20 protein-coding genes and 1 pseudogene are annotated in these 16168 nt (G+C 73.4%); 9 read left to right on the plus strand and 12 right to left on the minus strand.

Annotation, left to right across the window (positions count from 1 at the left end):
- The first annotated feature begins 167 nt into the window (after positions 1-167).
- The gene (locus tag Q5694_RS01920) at positions 168-1349 is read left to right on the plus strand and encodes a DUF6777 domain-containing protein (protein WP_333930177.1); all 1182 of its coding nucleotides are present in this window, start codon (positions 168-170) and stop codon (positions 1347-1349) included.
- 72 nt (positions 1350-1421) lie between these two features.
- On the opposite strand, the gene Q5694_RS01925 is transcribed toward Q5694_RS01920, so the two are convergent.
- The 3 genes from Q5694_RS01925 to Q5694_RS01935 are packed head-to-tail and all read right to left on the minus strand — an operon-like array spanning position 1422 to position 2556.
- Positions 1422-1838: a PRC-barrel domain-containing protein gene (locus tag Q5694_RS01925; protein WP_333930178.1), complete on the minus strand. Its 417-nt coding sequence runs from the start codon at positions 1836-1838 to the stop codon at positions 1422-1424.
- A complete protein-coding gene (locus Q5694_RS01930) occupies positions 1835-2419 on the minus strand; it encodes a PRC-barrel domain-containing protein (protein ID WP_333930179.1) in 585 nt (194 codons plus the stop codon). Before Q5694_RS01930 ends, Q5694_RS01925 begins: the two co-directional genes overlap by 4 nt.
- Positions 2416-2556, minus strand: a complete 141-nt coding sequence (locus Q5694_RS01935) for a hypothetical protein (RefSeq protein ID WP_333930180.1) — start codon at positions 2554-2556, stop codon at positions 2416-2418. Before Q5694_RS01935 ends, Q5694_RS01930 begins: the two co-directional genes overlap by 4 nt.
- 189 nt (positions 2557-2745) lie before the next feature.
- On the opposite strand from Q5694_RS01935, the gene Q5694_RS01940 reads away from it, so the two are divergent.
- The gene (locus tag Q5694_RS01940; protein WP_333930181.1) at positions 2746-3210 is read left to right on the plus strand and encodes an ATP-binding protein; all 465 of its coding nucleotides are present in this window, start codon (positions 2746-2748) and stop codon (positions 3208-3210) included.
- A 294-nt stretch (positions 3211-3504) separates the two neighbouring features.
- Here Q5694_RS01940 and Q5694_RS01945 read toward each other — a convergent pair whose 3' ends face one another.
- Positions 3505-4392, minus strand: a complete 888-nt coding sequence (locus tag Q5694_RS01945) for an RNA polymerase sigma factor SigF (RefSeq protein WP_333930182.1) — start codon at positions 4390-4392, stop codon at positions 3505-3507.
- 171 nt (positions 4393-4563) lie between these two features.
- Between Q5694_RS01945 and Q5694_RS01950 the strand changes: the two genes are divergently transcribed.
- Positions 4564-4974: a helix-turn-helix domain-containing protein gene (locus Q5694_RS01950; protein WP_333930183.1), complete on the plus strand. Its 411-nt coding sequence runs from the start codon at positions 4564-4566 to the stop codon at positions 4972-4974.
- Positions 4975-4992: 18 nt separating this feature from the next.
- On the opposite strand, the gene Q5694_RS01955 is transcribed toward Q5694_RS01950, so the two are convergent.
- The gene (locus Q5694_RS01955; protein ID WP_333930184.1) at positions 4993-5595 is read right to left on the minus strand and encodes a ClpP family protease; all 603 of its coding nucleotides are present in this window, start codon (positions 5593-5595) and stop codon (positions 4993-4995) included.
- Entirely contained in the window at positions 5595-6236 is a 642-nt protein-coding gene (locus tag Q5694_RS01960) for an ATP-dependent Clp protease proteolytic subunit (RefSeq protein WP_333930185.1), read from the minus strand. Before Q5694_RS01960 ends, Q5694_RS01955 begins: the two co-directional genes overlap by 1 nt.
- A 207-nt stretch (positions 6237-6443) precedes the next feature.
- Here Q5694_RS01960 and Q5694_RS01965 point away from each other — a divergent pair, with 207 nt between their 5' ends.
- Positions 6444-6926 (plus strand): VOC family protein, encoded by a 483-nt coding sequence (locus tag Q5694_RS01965; protein WP_333930186.1) that lies wholly within the window; start codon positions 6444-6446, stop codon positions 6924-6926.
- A gap of 62 nt (positions 6927-6988) precedes the next feature.
- Here the strand turns inward: Q5694_RS01965 and Q5694_RS01970 are convergent, their stop codons facing one another.
- Both Q5694_RS01970 and Q5694_RS01975 read right to left on the minus strand, forming a co-directional pair.
- Positions 6989-7876, minus strand: a complete 888-nt coding sequence (locus Q5694_RS01970; protein WP_333930187.1) for an aminoglycoside phosphotransferase family protein — start codon at positions 7874-7876, stop codon at positions 6989-6991.
- 6 nt (positions 7877-7882) lie between these two features.
- Positions 7883-8803, minus strand: coding sequence for an SGNH/GDSL hydrolase family protein (locus Q5694_RS01975; RefSeq protein ID WP_333930188.1), 921 nt, complete (start codon positions 8801-8803; stop codon positions 7883-7885).
- 197 nt (positions 8804-9000) lie between these two features.
- On the opposite strand from Q5694_RS01975, the gene Q5694_RS01980 reads away from it, so the two are divergent.
- Together Q5694_RS01980 and Q5694_RS01985 are read left to right on the plus strand one after the other, a co-directional pair.
- The gene (locus tag Q5694_RS01980) at positions 9001-9798 is read left to right on the plus strand and encodes a VOC family protein (protein WP_333930189.1); all 798 of its coding nucleotides are present in this window, start codon (positions 9001-9003) and stop codon (positions 9796-9798) included.
- Positions 9799-9839: 41 nt separating this feature from the next.
- Positions 9840-10565: a ribonuclease H family protein gene (locus tag Q5694_RS01985; RefSeq protein WP_333930190.1), complete on the plus strand. Its 726-nt coding sequence runs from the start codon at positions 9840-9842 to the stop codon at positions 10563-10565.
- Here the strand turns inward: Q5694_RS01985 and melC2 are convergent, their stop codons facing one another.
- Both melC2 and melC1 read right to left on the minus strand, forming a co-directional pair.
- Positions 10566-11387, minus strand: coding sequence for a tyrosinase MelC2 (melC2, locus tag Q5694_RS01990; RefSeq protein WP_333930191.1), 822 nt, complete (start codon positions 11385-11387; stop codon positions 10566-10568). It abuts the gene before it with no gap.
- Between the two features lie 43 nt (positions 11388-11430).
- Entirely contained in the window at positions 11431-11796 is a 366-nt protein-coding gene (gene melC1, locus Q5694_RS01995) for an apotyrosinase chaperone MelC1 (RefSeq protein WP_333930192.1), read from the minus strand.
- 341 nt (positions 11797-12137) lie between these two features.
- Here melC1 and Q5694_RS02000 point away from each other — a divergent pair, with 341 nt between their 5' ends.
- Both Q5694_RS02000 and Q5694_RS02005 read left to right on the plus strand, forming a co-directional pair.
- Complete coding sequence (locus Q5694_RS02000) at positions 12138-13349, plus strand: FAD-dependent monooxygenase (RefSeq protein WP_333930193.1); 1212 nt, start codon at positions 12138-12140, stop codon at positions 13347-13349.
- A 97-nt stretch (positions 13350-13446) separates the two neighbouring features.
- Positions 13447-14430, plus strand: coding sequence for an aldo/keto reductase (locus Q5694_RS02005; protein WP_333930194.1), 984 nt, complete (start codon positions 13447-13449; stop codon positions 14428-14430).
- Between the two features lie 57 nt (positions 14431-14487).
- Here Q5694_RS02005 and Q5694_RS02010 read toward each other — a convergent pair whose 3' ends face one another.
- Entirely contained in the window at positions 14488-14835 is a 348-nt protein-coding gene (locus Q5694_RS02010) for a hypothetical protein (RefSeq protein ID WP_333930195.1), read from the minus strand.
- A 215-nt stretch (positions 14836-15050) separates the two neighbouring features.
- Here Q5694_RS02010 and Q5694_RS02015 point away from each other — a divergent pair, with 215 nt between their 5' ends.
- Complete coding sequence (locus Q5694_RS02015; protein WP_443040808.1) at positions 15051-15476, plus strand: DUF6328 family protein; 426 nt, start codon at positions 15051-15053, stop codon at positions 15474-15476.
- A gap of 132 nt (positions 15477-15608) precedes the next feature.
- On the opposite strand, the pseudogene Q5694_RS02020 reads toward Q5694_RS02015, so the two are convergent.
- Positions 15609-16166 (minus strand): annotated as a pseudogene (locus Q5694_RS02020) (DUF2238 domain-containing protein); the annotation flags it as partial.
- Between the last annotated feature and the right edge of the window lie 2 nt (positions 16167-16168).

Below are 16168 nucleotides of genomic sequence, written 5' to 3' on the forward strand. Positions count from 1 at the left end.
ACCCCGCCCGCACGCCCGCCGGGCAGGTCCGTCCGCGTCGGCTTGCGGGACACGCGGGGCCGGTGCACACAATGAAGGAGAGTGGAGAAAGGCGGCACGCCAGCACAGGCCGGGCCGAGTGCCCCGAGTGCGCGAGGGCCGCAGGCAAGCACGCGGAAGAAGAGATCGTGAGCGTCGATCCGCCGTCGTCCGGCCGTCCCACGGGTCCTCCGTCGGGCCCGCTGTCGGGTCCCTCCCAGCCTCCGCCGGGCGGCGGGCCGCCGTCCGAACCGCCCACCGGGCGCGGCGGCGGGGAACCGCCGGAACCCCGCCGGCCGTGGTGGGGTTCCATACCCCGGGTCGCCATCGTCGCCACGGCCGTCGTGGCCGCCGTGATCCTGGCCGTCGTGCTGTCCCGGCCCGGCGGCGGTGGCACCGAGGCCTCCGACGCCGGCACGAGCACGTCCAGCGGCGAGGTGTTCCTGGAGCCCGCGGCGGACACCGGCCCCGACCCCTTCACCGACTCCACCGCGAACGAGAAGAACTCCGCCTCGCCCGTACCGCCCTCCGGGGCCAGCGAGTCGGCGGCGCAGAACACCCTCCAGGGCGTGGAGGGTGACGAACCCGGCCTCTACGGAGGCACCCGCAACGTCGCCTCCTGCGACGTGGAGAAGCAGATCACCTTCTTCGAGCAGGAGCCGGACAAGGAGAAGGCCTTCGCCTCGGTCGTCCGCAAGGACCCGTCCGAGGTCCCCGCCTATCTGCGCTCGCTCACCCCCGTGCAGCTGCGGATGGACACCCGCGTCACGAACCACGGCTACAACGACGGCGCCCCCACCGGCTACCAGGCCGTGCTGCAGGCCGGCACCGCCGTCCTCGTCGACGAACGCGGCGTGCCGCGGGTGCGCTGCGCGTGCGGCAACCCGCTCGATACGCCGGTTGCCCAGAAGAACGCGAAGACCACCGGCGAGGCGTGGCCGGGTTACGCGGCCTCGCAGGTCGTGGTGGTCAAGCCCGCGCCGAAGCCGGTCGGCGCCTTCGTGATGTGCGAACCCGACGGCGAGTGGTTCGAGCGCCCCAAGGGCGACACGGGCAAGAAGGACCACAAGACCGAGAAGCCGGACGAGCCCACCCCGTCCACGACCGTGACCACACCCCCGTCACCGGGTGAGACGACCTCCGGTGAAGCGTCGACCAGCGAACCGCCGAGTCCGGGCACCGAGACCTCGTCGGAGCCGCCCACCAGCGACGAACCGCCGCCCCCGTCGTCGGGGCAGTCGGAACAGCCGCAGGCACCCGGCAGCGACAGCGGTTCCGGATCCGGCCCGGACAGCGGCGGCGGCACGACGGAGCAGCCCCCCGCGTCCTGACGGAGCAGCCCCCCGCGTCCCAATAGCGACCTGACGGGCCGAGCGGCCCGGGCCGCCGAGGCTTGACGCGGTTCAGCCGGCCCGGACCACCAGGGCGTAGTCGCCCAGTCCGAGCAGGCGGTCGGCCGGCAGGTCGCCCCGGGCGGTGACCACCGACTCCACCCGGCCCGTCTCCGGCTCGAAAACGACGTCCTGCACCGTGCCGAGCGCGTCGCCCGTGTCGGTGAGGACCCTCAGGCCCTGCAGCTCGTGGTGGGGCGGTGCCGCGGCCGGGGCGGCGGTCGTGCGCACCAGCACGGCGTCCGGGCCGACGGCGTGCAGGGCGCCCCAGGGCAGCACGCTCTCCTTGCGGGAGTGCCTGCCGCCCACCCGGACGTGGGTGACCACGCCGGACGCGGCGTCGACCGTGAGCGACTTCAGGACGCCGATCTCCTCGGCGTCGTCCAGCGTCAGCACGGGCAACCCCCGCGCCTGCGAGAACAGCATCATGACGCCGCCCCCCGGTGCTCCTGCCGGAAGGCGCCGACCCGGGCGGTGAACGCCGGCAGGTCGTCGGCGACGTAACGGGTGGCGTCCGCCGGTATGACCAGGGCCCGGCCGGACACGGCGAGCGTCTCCCCGCGCGGCACGTACACCCGTTGCCTCCTGCGCCGGGAGCCCTGCACCAGGGACTTGTCCGCGGCGATCCGGAAGCCCACCACCCGGCCGCTGGTGCCGCCCTCGACCACCACGTCGAGCACCGTACCGACCTCGGCCCCCTCGTCGGTCAGCACCTTCGCGTGCAGCACCCGGCCCTGCTGCGCCTCGCGCCGCGCCACCACGACGGACGTGTCCTGCAGGGCCTGCGCGTCGCGGACCATGACCGCGTGCGGGCCCAGCGCGTGCACCGCCGACCAGGGCAGGCTCTGCTTCAGCGGGCCCGACAGCAGACCGCGGCCGCTCAGCGTGAAGCCGGTGACGCGGCCGGCCGCGGCGTCGAACACGGTGTCCTTGATCTGGGCCACGGCATCGCCGCCCAGGGTGACCACCGGCAGGGTCGTCAGGCTCCGCGCGGCCAGCAGCTCGTTCATCGCATGCCCTTCCCGCCCGGCCGGCGGCGCACGGCGATGACCGTCCCCGACCGTCTGCCCGCCTGCACGGCGAGCGTCACCACGGCGAGGGCGGCGAGCGCCGCGATCACCACGACAAGCCATGTCCACCAGGCCACCGCGCACCTCCGGCCATCCGGTCCGGCCGCCCCTCGACCGGGCCCTGGTCTCCTCCGGGTGCCCCGTCGAAGGGGGACAATGCCCGGGCCCGCCGGAGGGGCCGGAAAACGTGAGGACTGTGAAGGCCGACTCGGGGTACGAGCACTCTGCAGAGCGTCCGGCCAGTCCGGCTTCCCAGAAAGAAACGTATGATCGACCACCTGGACGGGGCAGTGATACCGACTGGTTTCGACGTGCCCGTGGAACCGCTGCGGCGGGCGGCACACTACTCGGGCGAGCAGGGCTGCATCGCCGAGGCGCGGTCCTTCGCCGCGCTCTTCCTCGAGCAGCTGCGGACCGAGTGGTGCGCGAGCGTCGACGAGCGGGTCGACGGAGCGGTGCTGCTGGTCGTGAGCGAGCTGGTCACCAACGCCGACCGGCACAGCAACGGCCCCTACATCCTGGAACTCACGGGCACCGACAGCGCGGTGACGGTCTCGGTCTACGACAGCAGCTCCGCACTGCCCCGCATCTTCCCCCGCAACCCCGAGCGCATCGGCCGGCACGGACTGGAGATCGTCCACGCGCTCGCGGAGCAGGTCAGCGTCGAGCGGGTGCCGGTGGGCAAACGGGTGCGTGCCGTGCTGCCGCTCACCCGCGCGACCGGCGCGTGAACCGCCGGGCGGACGCGGGCCGTCCGACGGCTCCGGACCCGGCGCGTGGATCACGGAGCCGCGGCGGAGGCCCGGCACAGTACGAACACGGCGATGCACCAGAGCCGCCCGGACACCGGGCGGCTCTCAGTCGGTCGCGGACCCGTCGAGGGCCGAGGGTGGTGCAGCCGCTGGAGTCCGGGGGGAAGCGCGGCCGACCCCGTGCGGGCATGGCCGCCGAAGCCGAGCGGACATGGTCGCGGGTGCCGCCCCACTCCCGCAGGGGGACGGCACCCGCTGGTCCGGCAGGGCGTGTCAGGCGCAGCCCAGCTCGCCCAGCATGCCTTCGCGCAGCCGGGTGATGATCCGCTTGATCAGCCGGGAGACGTGCATCTGGGAGCAGCCCAGCCGCTCGCCGATCTCCGCCTGGGTGGCCTCCTCCACGAACCGCATGTGGATGATCTGCCGGTCGCGCTCGCTGAGCTCCGCCATCAGCGGGGCGAGCGAGTGGAAGTCCTCGACGAGCCGCAGGCCGTCCTCCTCGACGCCGATGAAGTCGGCCAGGACCGCCTCGCCGCCCTCCGGACCGTCCCCGGTGAGCGCGGCGTCCAGCGAGGAGGAGTTGTATCCGTTCGCCGCGATCTGTCCCTCGACGACCTCCTTCTCGGAGATGTTCATCAGGGTGGCCAGCTCGGCGACCGTGGGCTCGCGGTCCAGGCGGCTGGCGAGCTCCTCACGCGCCTTGGCCAGCTCCACGCGCAGTTCCTGCAGCCGCCGCGGCACGTGCACCGCCCACGTCGTGTCCCGGAAGAAGCGCTTGATCTCGCCGACGATGTACGGCAGCGCGAAGGAGGTGAACTCGACCTCGCGCGACAGCTCGAAACGGTCGATCGCCTTGATCAGACCGATCATGCCGGTCTGGACGATGTCCTCCATGTCGTCGCCGCGCCCACGGAACCGGCCCGCCGCGAACCGCACGAGTGACATGTTCATCTCGATGAGGGTGTTGCGCGCGTACTGGTACTCGTGCGTGCCCTCTTCGAGCTCCGTCAGGCGCTGGAAGAACTGGCGGGACAGCGCGCGGGCGTCCCGCGGGGCGACCGACCGCGGGTCCGCGAGACCCGGCAGCGCTCCGTCACCCGTGCCGACCTCGGCGTTCTCTGCGACGACCTCTGCCTTCGACCGGATCACAGCGGTCTCCATTACCTCTCCCGAACGTCGCGGCTGTCCTGTGCATGGGCACTCCCGGGTTGCGGGTACCCGCTCACGCGTGCACCATGCCCACTGATTTTCCGGAATCCTGCTTCCGGTCATTCTCCTCAGGGCGGAACGCCGGAGCCTTCCCCCGGCGTCCCGGATTCCTAGGCTGGGACGGTGAGCAACCGACTGCCGAACGACGCCCGTGTCCTGCCCCTGCGCCCGCCCGGCGGCCGACGCGCGGCCCCCTCGCGCCCAGGGCCGCCGGCCCCCGCCGCGAAGGAGCCGCTCTGGCGGCACCTGGTGGGAGACGTCCTGCGCCGGGAGCGGCTCGCGCAGGAGCGCACGCTGAAGGACGTCGCCGACGCGGCGCGCATCTCCATGCCCTACCTGTCGGAGGTGGAGCGCGGCCGCAAGGAGGCCTCCTCGGAGGTGCTCGCGGCCGCCGCCCAGGCCCTGGGGCTGGGCCTGGGCGACCTGCTGGCCCGGACGCAGGACGAGCTGGTGCGCGTCACCTCCCGGCACGCGGCCGTCGGGCGCCGCGGGGCGCCGGCGACCTCCCACGACGGGATGTGCCTGGCCGCCTGAGCCGTGCCGGCCGGTGCCTCAGGCCATCGCGAGGCGCCGGCTGAGCACCTCGTCGGCCAGCCCGTACGCCACCGCCTCCGGCGCGGTGAACACCTTGTCGCGGTCCATGTCGGCCCGCAGGGTGGACACGTCGTGGTGGGTGTGCCGCGCCAGCACCTCCTCCACCTGGCCGCGGATGCGCACCATCTCCTTGGCCTGCAGCGCCAGATCGGAGACCATGCCGCGCTGCCCGCCCGAGGCCGGCTGCCCGAGCAGCACCCGCGCGTGTTCCAGCACGAACCGCCGGCCCGGGTCGCCGCCCGCGAGCAGCACGGCGGCGGTGGAGGCCGCCTGCCCCACGCAGCACGTCGAGATCGGCGCCCGCACGTAGGACATGGTGTCGTAGATGGCCATCAGCGAGGTGAACGAGCCGCCGGGGGAGTTGATGTACACCGAGATCTCGCTCTCGGGCGCCGACGACTCCAGGTGCAGCAGCTGGGCGATGACGACGTTGGCCACGCCGTCGTCGATCTCGGTCCCCAGGAAGATGATCCGCTCGTTGAGCAGCCGGCTGAAGACGTCGAAGGACCGCTCGCCCTGCGGGGTCCGCTCGATGACGTTCGGGATCGTGTAGCTCCCCATCACTGCAGCCCCATCCTGCGTCGCGTGGTCGCCGGGCGGACGTCGGCGAGGGACTCCACGACCCGGTCCACCATGCCGTACTCCCTGGCTTCCTCGGCCGTGAACCAGCGGTCCCGGTCGCCGTCCCGGGAGATGGTCTCCGGGCTCTGGCCGGTGTGCTCGGCGGTGATCCGCTCGATGGTCCGCTTGGTGAACTCCAGGTTCTCCGCCTGGATCTCGATGTCGGCGGCGGTGCCCCCGATGCCCGCCGAGGGCTGGTGCATCATGATCCGCGCGTGGGGCAGGGCGTAGCGCTTGCCCGGCGTGCCGACGCTCAGCAGGAACTGCCCCATGCTGGCGGCGAAGCCCATCGCCAGGGTGGAGACGTCGTTCGGGACGAGCCGCATCGTGTCGTAGATGGCGAGCCCCGCGTGCACCCCCCCGCCCGGGCTGTTGATGTACAGGCTGATGTCGGTGTGCGGGTCCTCGGCGGACAGGATCAGCAACTGGGCGCAGACCCGGTTGGCGGAGACCTCGTCGACCTGGGTGCCGAGCAGCACGATGCGCTGCGCGAGCAACTGGGCGGCCAGGTGGTCGTCGAAGCGGGTGGGAGGGGTGTCCCCCTCCTCGGCCCGCGGGGCGGGAGTCGCAAGTGGAGTCATCGGTTCTCCTCGTCGTGGCGAGAGCGCCGCGGAGCTGCCGCGGACGTGCCGTCGAGTCCACTGTCGGCCTCCGGCGAGGCCCGCAGGCGGTTTCTCTGCCCTGGGCAGATCCGCTGCCGGCAGATCCGGGCGGGCGCCGGCCGATGAGTTTCGCCGCGCGGACCGGTCGACATGGATGACAGCGACGAACGCCCCCGGGAGGAACCCATGGCATCCGACGGCTTCACCACGTGTCTCTGGTTCGACGGCCGGGCCGAGGAGGCCGCGCACTTCTACGTCTCGGTCTTCAAGAACTCCGGCATCGGCGAGGTGGCCCGCTACCCCGAGGGGGCGCCGCAGCAGGCGGGCACGGTCATGACCGTCGAGTTCACGGCCAACGGCCAGCGGTTCCTCGCCCTCAACGGCGGACCGCAGTTCACCTTCACCGAGGCCGTCTCCTTCATGATCTTCTGTGAGGACCAGGAGGAGATCGACCACTACTGGGCCGAGCTGACCGCCGACGGCGGCGAGCCCGGGCCCTGCGGCTGGCTCAAGGACCGCTTCGGAGTGTCGTGGCAGGTCGTGCCCGACCGGCTCCAGTCGATGATCACGGACCCGGACCCGGCGAGGGCGGCCCGGGTGACCGAGGCGTTCATGGCGATGAGCAAGTTCGACCTCGCCGCGCTGGACAGGGCCTACGCCGGCGAGTGACGCCCCGTCCCGGGGGGCGGGCAGGCTCTCCGCGGGGAGCCCACGGCCCCCGGGCCCGCCCCCTATACCGGCTCGGCCAGGATCTCGCGGATCACATGCCGGGAGTTCTCGGCCACCGGCGGGTTGGTGTCCCAGTAGTACGGCAGCGCCATCACCGCGATCGACAGCGCCCAGCCCCTGCCGCGCGCCCACTCGTCCGCGCCGGCGCCCACCTCCTCGCGGAAGGCTCCCCGGGCCCGGGCGGGCAGCAGACACCAGGCACCGATCAGGTCCACGGCCGGATCGCCCACCCCGACCGTGCCGAAGTCGATCACGGCGCTCAGCCGTCCGCGCCGGACCAGCAGGTTCCCGGCCATCAGGTCGCCGTGCGCCCAGATCGGCGGCCCGCTGTGCCCGGGCGCCCCCAGGGCCTCCTCCCAGCGGGCGGTGACCGCCCCGGTGTCGACCCGGCCCGCGAGCCGTGCGAGCGCCCGGCGCACCTCGGCGTCACGGGCCGCGAGCGGCACGCCCCGGCCGGGAGGGCCGCCCACGGCGTCGACACGGCGCAGGGCCCTGACGTACGCGGCGAGGTCCCCGGCGAGCAGGTCCGGCTCCTCGAGCCGCCCGGGCACGGGGTTGCGGCCCTCCAGCCAGCCGTAGACCGCCCAGGGCCACGGGAAGTCCTCGCCCGGCTCCCCCTCGCCCAGGGGCTCGGGGGAGGCGGCGGGCAGTGCCGGGCCCAGCCGCGGCAGCCAGCGCAGCTCGTGCGTGATGGCGTCGACGGCCCGCGGATGCCGGGGAAGCCGTACGACCTTGTCCGCGCCGAGACGGAACATCGCGTTCTCCGTGCCGGAGGACGAAAGGCGCCTCAGGGGCAGGGAGGCCCACCGGGGGAACCGCCGGGCGATCAGCCGGCCGACGAGCGCGGTGTCGATGTCCCGTTCGTCCTCGTGCATGCGTGTGGCGCCCATGGCGCTCTATTGCAGCGGCCGGGCCGTGCCGTGTCGAACGGTTTCCGTGATCGCCCGGGCGATGCGCAGGATCCCGGGGGAGGGCACCGGGCAGGGCCTCGGCCGGGACGTGGTGGGGGCGAGGCAGAAGTGGAGGGGGTCGTCGGCGCGGTGCAGGGCGGTGCGGCCGCGCCCCGGCTGCGTGCAGTACCCGGGCCGGGCACGCTCCTGTGCCGTGCAGGGCAGGTACCGGGTCCAGGTGTGGCGGGCGCCGGCCGGACTCACCGCCTTCCCGGCGTCGGCGACCAGGTCGCCCGAGGTCCCCGCCCGCTCCTCGTAGAGGGCGTTGACGCGCCGCACGCGGTCGGGGGTGATCGGGTCGGGCCCCTGCGCCACCCACACGATCCTCGGGCGCCTGCCGGCCCCGGCCGCGGCGATCTGCTCGGTGAGCCTGCGCGCGTCGGCGGCGTACCGCGTGAAGTACCGGCTCCGGGACGCGGTGTAGGTGAGGCCGTCCATGCAGGGCGTGTAGCCCCAGGAGTTGCCCCAGAACTGCAGGACCACGACGTCGGGCCGGAGCCTGCGCACCAGGGCGGCGGCCTTGTCCGCGGCCGGGACCAGGGACCGCTCGCCCGTGCCCTCCAGATAGTCGCAGAGGGTGGTGCCGGAGTACGGGGCGCTGGTGTATTCCGCCTTCAGTTCCCGCCGCAGTTCCTGCCCGAGGACCTTCTGGGCCTCCATCGCCAGGGAGTCGCCGAGGTACAGCACCCTGGGCGCCCGGACCGCCGGCGGGCTCGGGGAGGCGGCGGGGGCACGCTGACGGGTGGGGGAGGGGGACGATGCCTGCGGTGCGGCCGGTGCCGGCTCCGCCGGCGCGGACCGCGGGTCCCCGCAGCCCGCGAGCAGTACCCCGGCCAGCACCGCTCCCACGACCCACAGTGTGCGCATACGGCGACTCCCGCCCCCGGCATCCCCGACGGCCGTCAGGCAAGCACAGCCGGGCCGCTGCCGGAAGGCGAACTCCGGACGTCCGGGCACGCCGCCCGGACGCGGACGTCCGGCGCCGCCGTCCGGCGCGCGGGTCCGCCCCGGGGTGACTAGCGTGGGGAAACGGACGCTCCACCCTGCCGGAGGGGGCCGCAGTCATGGCCGTGCAACCTGAGGGAACCCCCTGCTGGGCCGACGCGATGTCCAGCGACCTGGAAGGGGCCGAGAGCTTCTACGGGGAGGTCCTCGGCTGGACCTTCGCCCAGGCGCGCAGCGAGTTCGGCGACCGCACCGAGGCCTACGCCGACGGCCGTGCGGTCGCCGCCGTCGTCCCGCCCGTGCCGGGGCAGGAAGGGCGGTCCCCGTGGTGCCTGTACTTCGCGGCCGAGGACGCCGTCGCCACCGCCGAGCGGATCCGCGCCCACGGCGGCGAGATCCTCACGGGACCCGTGCGGGTCGTCGACCTCGGCAGCATGTGTCTGGCCCGTGACCCGGGCGGGGTCGTCTTCGGTCTCTGGCAGGCCGGGACCCACGAGGGCTTTCAGGCCGTGGCCGAGCCGGGTGCGTACACCTGGGCGGAGATCTTCACCCGCGACCCCGCGACGTCGGACGCGTTCTTCTCCTCCGTCTTCTCCTACCGGCAGCGGCACATGGAGGACGAGGAGGGCGACTTCCGGATCTACGACCTCGGCGAACGGACCGTGCTGGGCCGGATGGAGATGGGGGAGGAGTTCCCGCCCGAGGTCCGGCCCCACATCAACGTGTACTTCGGGGTGGGGGACTGCGACGAGGCGGTGGCGCGGGCGGTGGGGCTCGGCGGGGAGCTGCGCTTCGGCCCGATGACCACGCCGTTCGGCCGGTTCGCGGCGATCGGCGACCCGCAGGGCGCGAGCTTCTCCGTGATCGACACCGGCACGACCGAGGGCGAGATGCCGGAGCTGACCGACGTGTCCTGAGCTCCCCGCCCTCCCGGCGGGACGGTCCGTGCGGCCATGGCATGATCGAGCCCATGCGTGAACGTGTGGTGGCCGCGTGCGACGGCGCCTCGAAGGGGAATCCCGGACCCGCCGGCTGGGCCTGGGTCGTCGCCGACGCGTCCGAGGCGCCGCAGCGGTGGGAGGCCGGGCCGCTCGGCAGGGCCACCAACAACGTCGCCGAACTGACGGCACTCGAACGCCTGCTGGCGGCGACCGACCCGGCCGTGCCGCTGGAGATCCGCATGGACTCCCAGTACGCCATGAAGGCCGTCACCACCTGGCTGCCGGGCTGGAAGCGCAACGGCTGGAAGACGTCCGCCGGCAAGCCGGTCGCCAACCAGGAGCTCGTCGTCCGCATCGACGAGCTCCTCGACGGCCGCTCGGTCGAGTTCCGCTACGTCCCCGCCCACCAGGTCGACGGCGACCGGCTCAACGACTTCGCCGACCGCGCCGCCAGCCAGGCCGCCACCGTCCAGGAACCGGCGGGCAGCGGCCTCGGTTCGCCGGAGCCGCCCCCCTCCCCGGACACCCCGGCCAAGGCGCCGCGCGCCCGGGGCGGTTCGTCCCGCACGGGCAGGACCTCCGCCGCGAAGGGAACCGCCGCGAAGGGCGGCTCCGCGCGCACCATCAAGGCCAAGTTCCCCGGCCGCTGCCAGTGCGGCCGCCCCTACGCGGCAGGCGAGCCGATCGCCAGGAACGACAGCGGCTGGGGCCACCCCCAGTGCCGTGCGGGTGCCGGCGTCTGATCAGACGTCGTAGGTGTAGTGCGGCGTGTGGTCCAGCAGGTCCGCCGGGCTCATGTCGTGCCACGGCCGCATCGTCTCGTTCAGGTCGATCACGTTCGGCGTGCCCGCGGCCGGCAGATACCCGGAACGGGGGTGCCGGCGCTGCCAGTCGGCCCACAGCTTGTCTATGTAGGCGTGGTGCAGCCAGAACACCGGGTCGTTGGGGGAGGCGCCGGTGGCCATGTGCCCGCCGACCCAGACGTGGACCCGGTTGTGCAGATTGACCCCGCGCCACCCCTCCAGGTGGTTGCGGAAGCCGTCCGAGCCGCTGTTCCAGGGCGCCATGTCGTAGGTGGGCATCGCCAGCACGGAGTCGACCTCGGCGCGGGTCGGCAGCTCGCGCACCCCGGCGCCGAGCGCGCGCCGCAGGAACGTACGCCCGTCGACGCGCACGTTGATGGGCCAGTTGCCCCCCGACGCGGAGAACGGCCCGTCCGTCACCCGGCCGTCCCGGTCCCGGCCGGTGCCCCCGAGGAAGTCGGGTGCCCACAGCGAGGCACGCGGCGTGCGGTCGACGGTCCAGTCCCAGTAGGGCAGGGACACCGACGCGTCCACCGACTGCAGGGCCCGCTCGAACTCCAGCAGGAATCTTCGGTGCCAGGGCAGGAACGACGGCGAACGGTGCCCGGTCCGCTCGCCGTTGTCGGTGTCGGACACGATGAACGAGTTGTGTGTCGTGACGAACTCGTCGTACCGGCCGCTGCGCTTCAGCTCGATCAGCGCGGCGAGGAAGCGCCGCTTCTCGTCGGGGGTCAGGGCGGACTGGTTCTTGCGGACTGCCATGTGCGGGTGCTCCAGGTGCCGTGCTGGCGGGTCAGTTGGCGGGTCAGTTGGCGGGGAAGGGCAGCAGCGGTGCGCCCTGCAGTTCGTCCACCGCCGCCCGGGCGGCGGCGCGCGGGGTGGGCACCGGGGCGTAGTGGCTGACGACGCTGATCCAGCTGCCGTCGGCGTTGCGCATCACGTGCAGCTCCACGCCGTCCACGAACACCGCGTAGCCGGCGCCGTGGTGGTGGTGCCCGGACCCGCCGGCCGGTCGGCCCTGTATCCGGCGGCCCTTGTAGACCTCGTCGAAGCTGCCGGGGGCGTCGTGGTGCCCGGCGGCCTGCGCCGGTACGGCGGCCGGCAGGGTCGTCACCGCGGTGGCGAGGGCGGCCGCGGCGGTGAGCGCGCGGCGACGGCTGAGTTCCGGCATACGGACCTCCTGTGATCGGTTCGGCTGCTGACCCCGCATGCCTACCGGGCCGCCCGGGAGCGGGAGAAATCCCCGGGAGCCGGTTGGCTGCGATCCGGGCAATTCCCCTCATGTCATGCAGGATTGAACGAAGATGATCTTGCTCTCGGGGTGTGCGGCCGTACGCACGGAGGGGGAAATTCCGCCCGCGGCGGGTGGCGCGCCTGATGTTTCTCCCCGCGCCCCGTGCGGCCCGTGGCGCGCGTCACGCCGTCAAACTGGCGCGATCCGGCCGCCCCGTCACCGACTCCGCCGACTGCTACTCTGCGTCCGCAATCGACAGCTCTCAGTGATTCCCAGGGGTGTGCGTGAAGGTCGCCTGTGTCGGCGGCGGGCCCGCCGGTCTGTATCTCTCGATCCTGCTCAAGCGGCAGGACCCGTCCCACGACATCACCGTCCACGAACGCGACCCGGAGGGCTCCACCTACGGCTGGGGCGTGACCTACTGGCGCGGACTGCTCGACCGCCTCCACGAGGAGGACCCCGAGTCCGCGCGGGCCCTCGGCCAGGGCTCCGTCCGCTGGCGCGACGGGGTCGCGCACGTCGGAGACCTGACGACCCGGCACCGCGGCGACGAGGGCCACGGCATCGGCCGCCACCGCCTGCTGGAGGTCCTCGCCGCCCGCGCCCGCGCGCTCGGCGTCCGCCTGGAGTACGCGCGCGAGGTCACGGCCGGCGACCTGCCCGGCGACGCCGACCTGGTCGTGGCGGCCGACGGCGTCCACAGCGCCCTGCGCGACCAGCACGCCGCGCACTTCGGCACCCGGCTCACGGCCGGGCGCAACCACTACGTCTGGCTCGGCACCACCAAGGTCTTCGACGCCTTCACCTTCGCCTTCGTCGAGACCGGCCACGGCTGGATCTGGTGCTACGGATACGGGTACGGCCCCGGCCGCAGCACCTGCGTCATCGAGTGCGCGCCCGGGACCTGGACCGGCCTCGGCCTGGACCGGGCGAGCGAGGCCGACGGACGGGCCCTGCTGGAGAAGATCTTCGCCGCCGTCCTGGACGGCCACCCCCTGCTGGGCCGCCCCGGCGGCAGCCCGTGGCAGACCTTCCGCACGCTGACCAACCGCACCTGGCACCACGGCAACCTGGTCCTGCTCGGCGACGCCGCCCACACCACGCACTACTCGATCGGCGCCGGCACCACCCTCGCCCTGGAGGACGCGATCGCCCTGGCCACCGCGCTGCGCGAGCACACCCGCCTGCCCGAGGCCCTCGCCCGTTACGAGACCGAGCGCAAGGCCGCCCTGCTCCCCGTGCAGAGCGCCGCCCGCTACAGCGCCCAGTGGTACGAGAACCTCCCGCGCTACATCCACCTGCCCCCCGAGCGCATGTTCGCCCTGCTGGGTCAGCGCCATTCGCCGCTGCTGCCCCACATCCCGCCGCAGGTCTACTACCGGCTCGACCGGGCCGCCGGACAGCTGGAATCGCTGCGGCGCTTCAAGCGCTGGCTGGGCCCGAAGGTGGCCCGGACCGTGCACGCCCGGACGCTGACCACCCGCGACTGACGTCCCCCGCCCGGACCCGAGGGGGCGGGGGACGAGGGCGACCGGGCCGGAGCCCTCGGTTCCGTGCCCGGCGGGGACAGGTGACAGACTGACGCCCATGGACGAGCGCACATTCGACAGATCGGGCCGGCACGCCTCCGTCATCGGCCTCGGCACATGGCAGCTGGGTGCCGACTGGGGAGACGTCGACGACAAGGAGGCCCTGGCGGTGCTGGAGGCGGCGGCCGAGGCGGGGGTGACCTTCTTCGACACCGCCGACGTGTACGGCGACGGCCGCAGCGAGCAGACCATCGCGGCGTTCCTCAGCGGACGCCCGGACCTGCACGTGATGGTGGCCACCAAGATGGGCCGCCGGGTCGAGCAGATCCCCGAGAACTACGTCCTCGACAACTTCCGCGCCTGGAACGACCGTTCCCGCCGCAACCTCGGCGTCGACCGGATCGACCTCGTGCAGCTGCACTGCCCGCCGACGCCCGTCTACTCCACGGACGAGGTGTTCGACGCCCTCGACACCCTGGTCGAGGAGGAGCGGATCGCCTCGTACGGCGTCAGTGTGGAGACCTGCGCGGAGGCGCTGACCGCCATCGCCCGGCCGAACGTGGCCAGCGTGCAGATCATCCTCAACCCGTTCCGCATGAAGCCCCTGCGCGAGGTGCTGCCGGCCGCGCGTGAGGCGGGCGTCGGCATCATCGCCCGCGTCCCCCTGGCCTCCGGACTGCTCTCGGGCAAGTACACCAAGGAGACCGTCTTCCCGGAGAACGACCACCGCGCCTACAACCGGCACGGCGAGGCCTTCGACGTGGGCGAGACCTTCTCCGGCGTCGACTACACCACCGGGGTCGAGGCCGCCGCCGAGTTCGCCGCGCTCGCACCCGAGGGGTACACCCCGGCCCAGCTGGCCCTGCGCTGGATCATCGAGCAGCCCGGTGTCACCACCGTCATCCCCGGCGCCCGCTCGCCCGAGCAGGCCCGCGCCAACGCGGCCGCGGCCCGGCTGCCGGAGCCGCCCGCGGCGACGCTGGAAGCCATCCGGGACCTGTACGACCGGCGCATCAAGGACCAGGTCGAGCACCGCTGGTAGCCGGGCCCGGGCGCCGGGGTCACGCCCGCCCGGCACCAGCCGCTCGCCGGGCCCGCGTCACGGCATCAGGTGCAGCTCCCTCTCCTGCTCCTGGTCGCCGGAGGCGGCCCCGTCGTCTCGGGCCGTGAAGACCCGGGCGAGCGTCTCGCTCGCCCGGCGCACGGCCTCCGGGCTGCCCTGCACGGTGACGGTGACCGGCGCGGACAGCCGTCCCGCGCCCTCACCGCCGCCGTCGGCGGCACTGCCGTCCGTCTCGCCGGCGAAGGTCGCGGTGTGCACCGTCGCATTGCCGTCGCCCGGGCGTTCGTCGGGGGCCCCGAAGGTGCCCTCCAGGGCCCGGACGACCGTGCGCGCGTCGTCCGCGCCTCCGCCGCTGAGCGTCACGGTGGGCTGCGTACCGGACATGCGTCCACGACCTCCTCGGGATGTGCTGCGTTCGAGCCGTCCGTGTAACCGTCACCCGGTGGTTCAAACCGGCGCGACCGGGGACGACGGCTCGCTACGGGGCACACGGGAGGGAGGGCCATGTCGACCACCGGGAGGAACCTGTGCCGGACACGTCCGAGGGCGCGGCCCCGCGCCGCGGGCGCAACGAGACCGAGGAGGAGCGCGCGGACCGGATGTGGCAGGAGCTCATCCAGGAGGTCCGCGTCGCGCAGATGGGCGTGCAGATCCTGTTCGGCTTCCTGCTCACCGTGGTGTTCACCGACAAGTACGACGATCTGTCCGGCACCGACCAGACGATCTACCTGGTCACGGTCGTCCTCGGCGCCTGCGCCACCGGGGCGCTGATCGGGCCGGTGTCCCTGCACCGCCTGGTCGCCGGGCGGCGCATCAAGGCCCAGGCCGTGCGGGTGGCCTCCCGGCTGACCCTGCTCGGCCTCCTGCTGCTGCTCGCCACGACGACCGCCTCACTGCTGCTGATCCTGCGCGTGGCGACGCACGACGGCTTCGTGCCCTACCTGGTCGCCGGGGTGGTCGGCTGGTACCTGCTGTGCTGGTTCGTCCTGCCCCTGTGGACCCGGCACCGCTACACCGCCCGGTGACGGCGACCGCGCCGCGAGTCGCCGGTCGTGCAGCCGGCCGAGCAGCAGCAGCGAGACGGTCGCGCCGATCAGCGCGCAGAACATGTCCCACTGGGTGTCCCACACGTCGCCCTGCGTCGCGAGGAAGGCGTCGGCCGCGTGCCCCCCGGCCACCGCGGCCGCCCACTCCAGCATCTCGAAGACGGCGCTGAAGGCCAGGCACGCGCACACCGTCAGCGGTGCGAGCCAGCGGCTGCCCCGCAGCGGCGAGGTCCGCACCAGCAGCTCACGCACCAGCACGGCCGGCACGAAGCCCTGCATCAGATGCCCGAACCGGTCGTACGGGTTGCGGTCCAGGCCGAAGGCGTCGCGGACCCAGTCGCCGAGCGGCACCTCGGCGTAGGTGTAGTGGCCGCCGACCACCAGCACCACCGCATGGGCCGCCAGCAGGCAGCACAGCAGGTCGGTGAGCGGGAAGCGCCGCCACACCAGCACCAGCAGCGGCAGGCCGGCGATGACCCACACGGTCTCCAGGAACCAGGTCATGCGGTCGTGCGGGTTCCAGGCGGACAGCGCCAGCACCGCGACGACGCCCAGGGCGAGCGCGGCGGGCAGGGACGGGCGCGGACCGGAACGCACCTCGGACAGGGCGGACATGATGGGCTCCTCTCGTGGCAGCCCATCGTCGCGGCGCGCAGCGCGCGGTGCCATGA

Origin of the sequence: Streptomyces sp. AHA2, from assembly GCF_036857595.1 — a bacterium.
Lineage (GTDB): Bacteria > Actinomycetota > Actinomycetes > Streptomycetales > Streptomycetaceae > Streptomyces.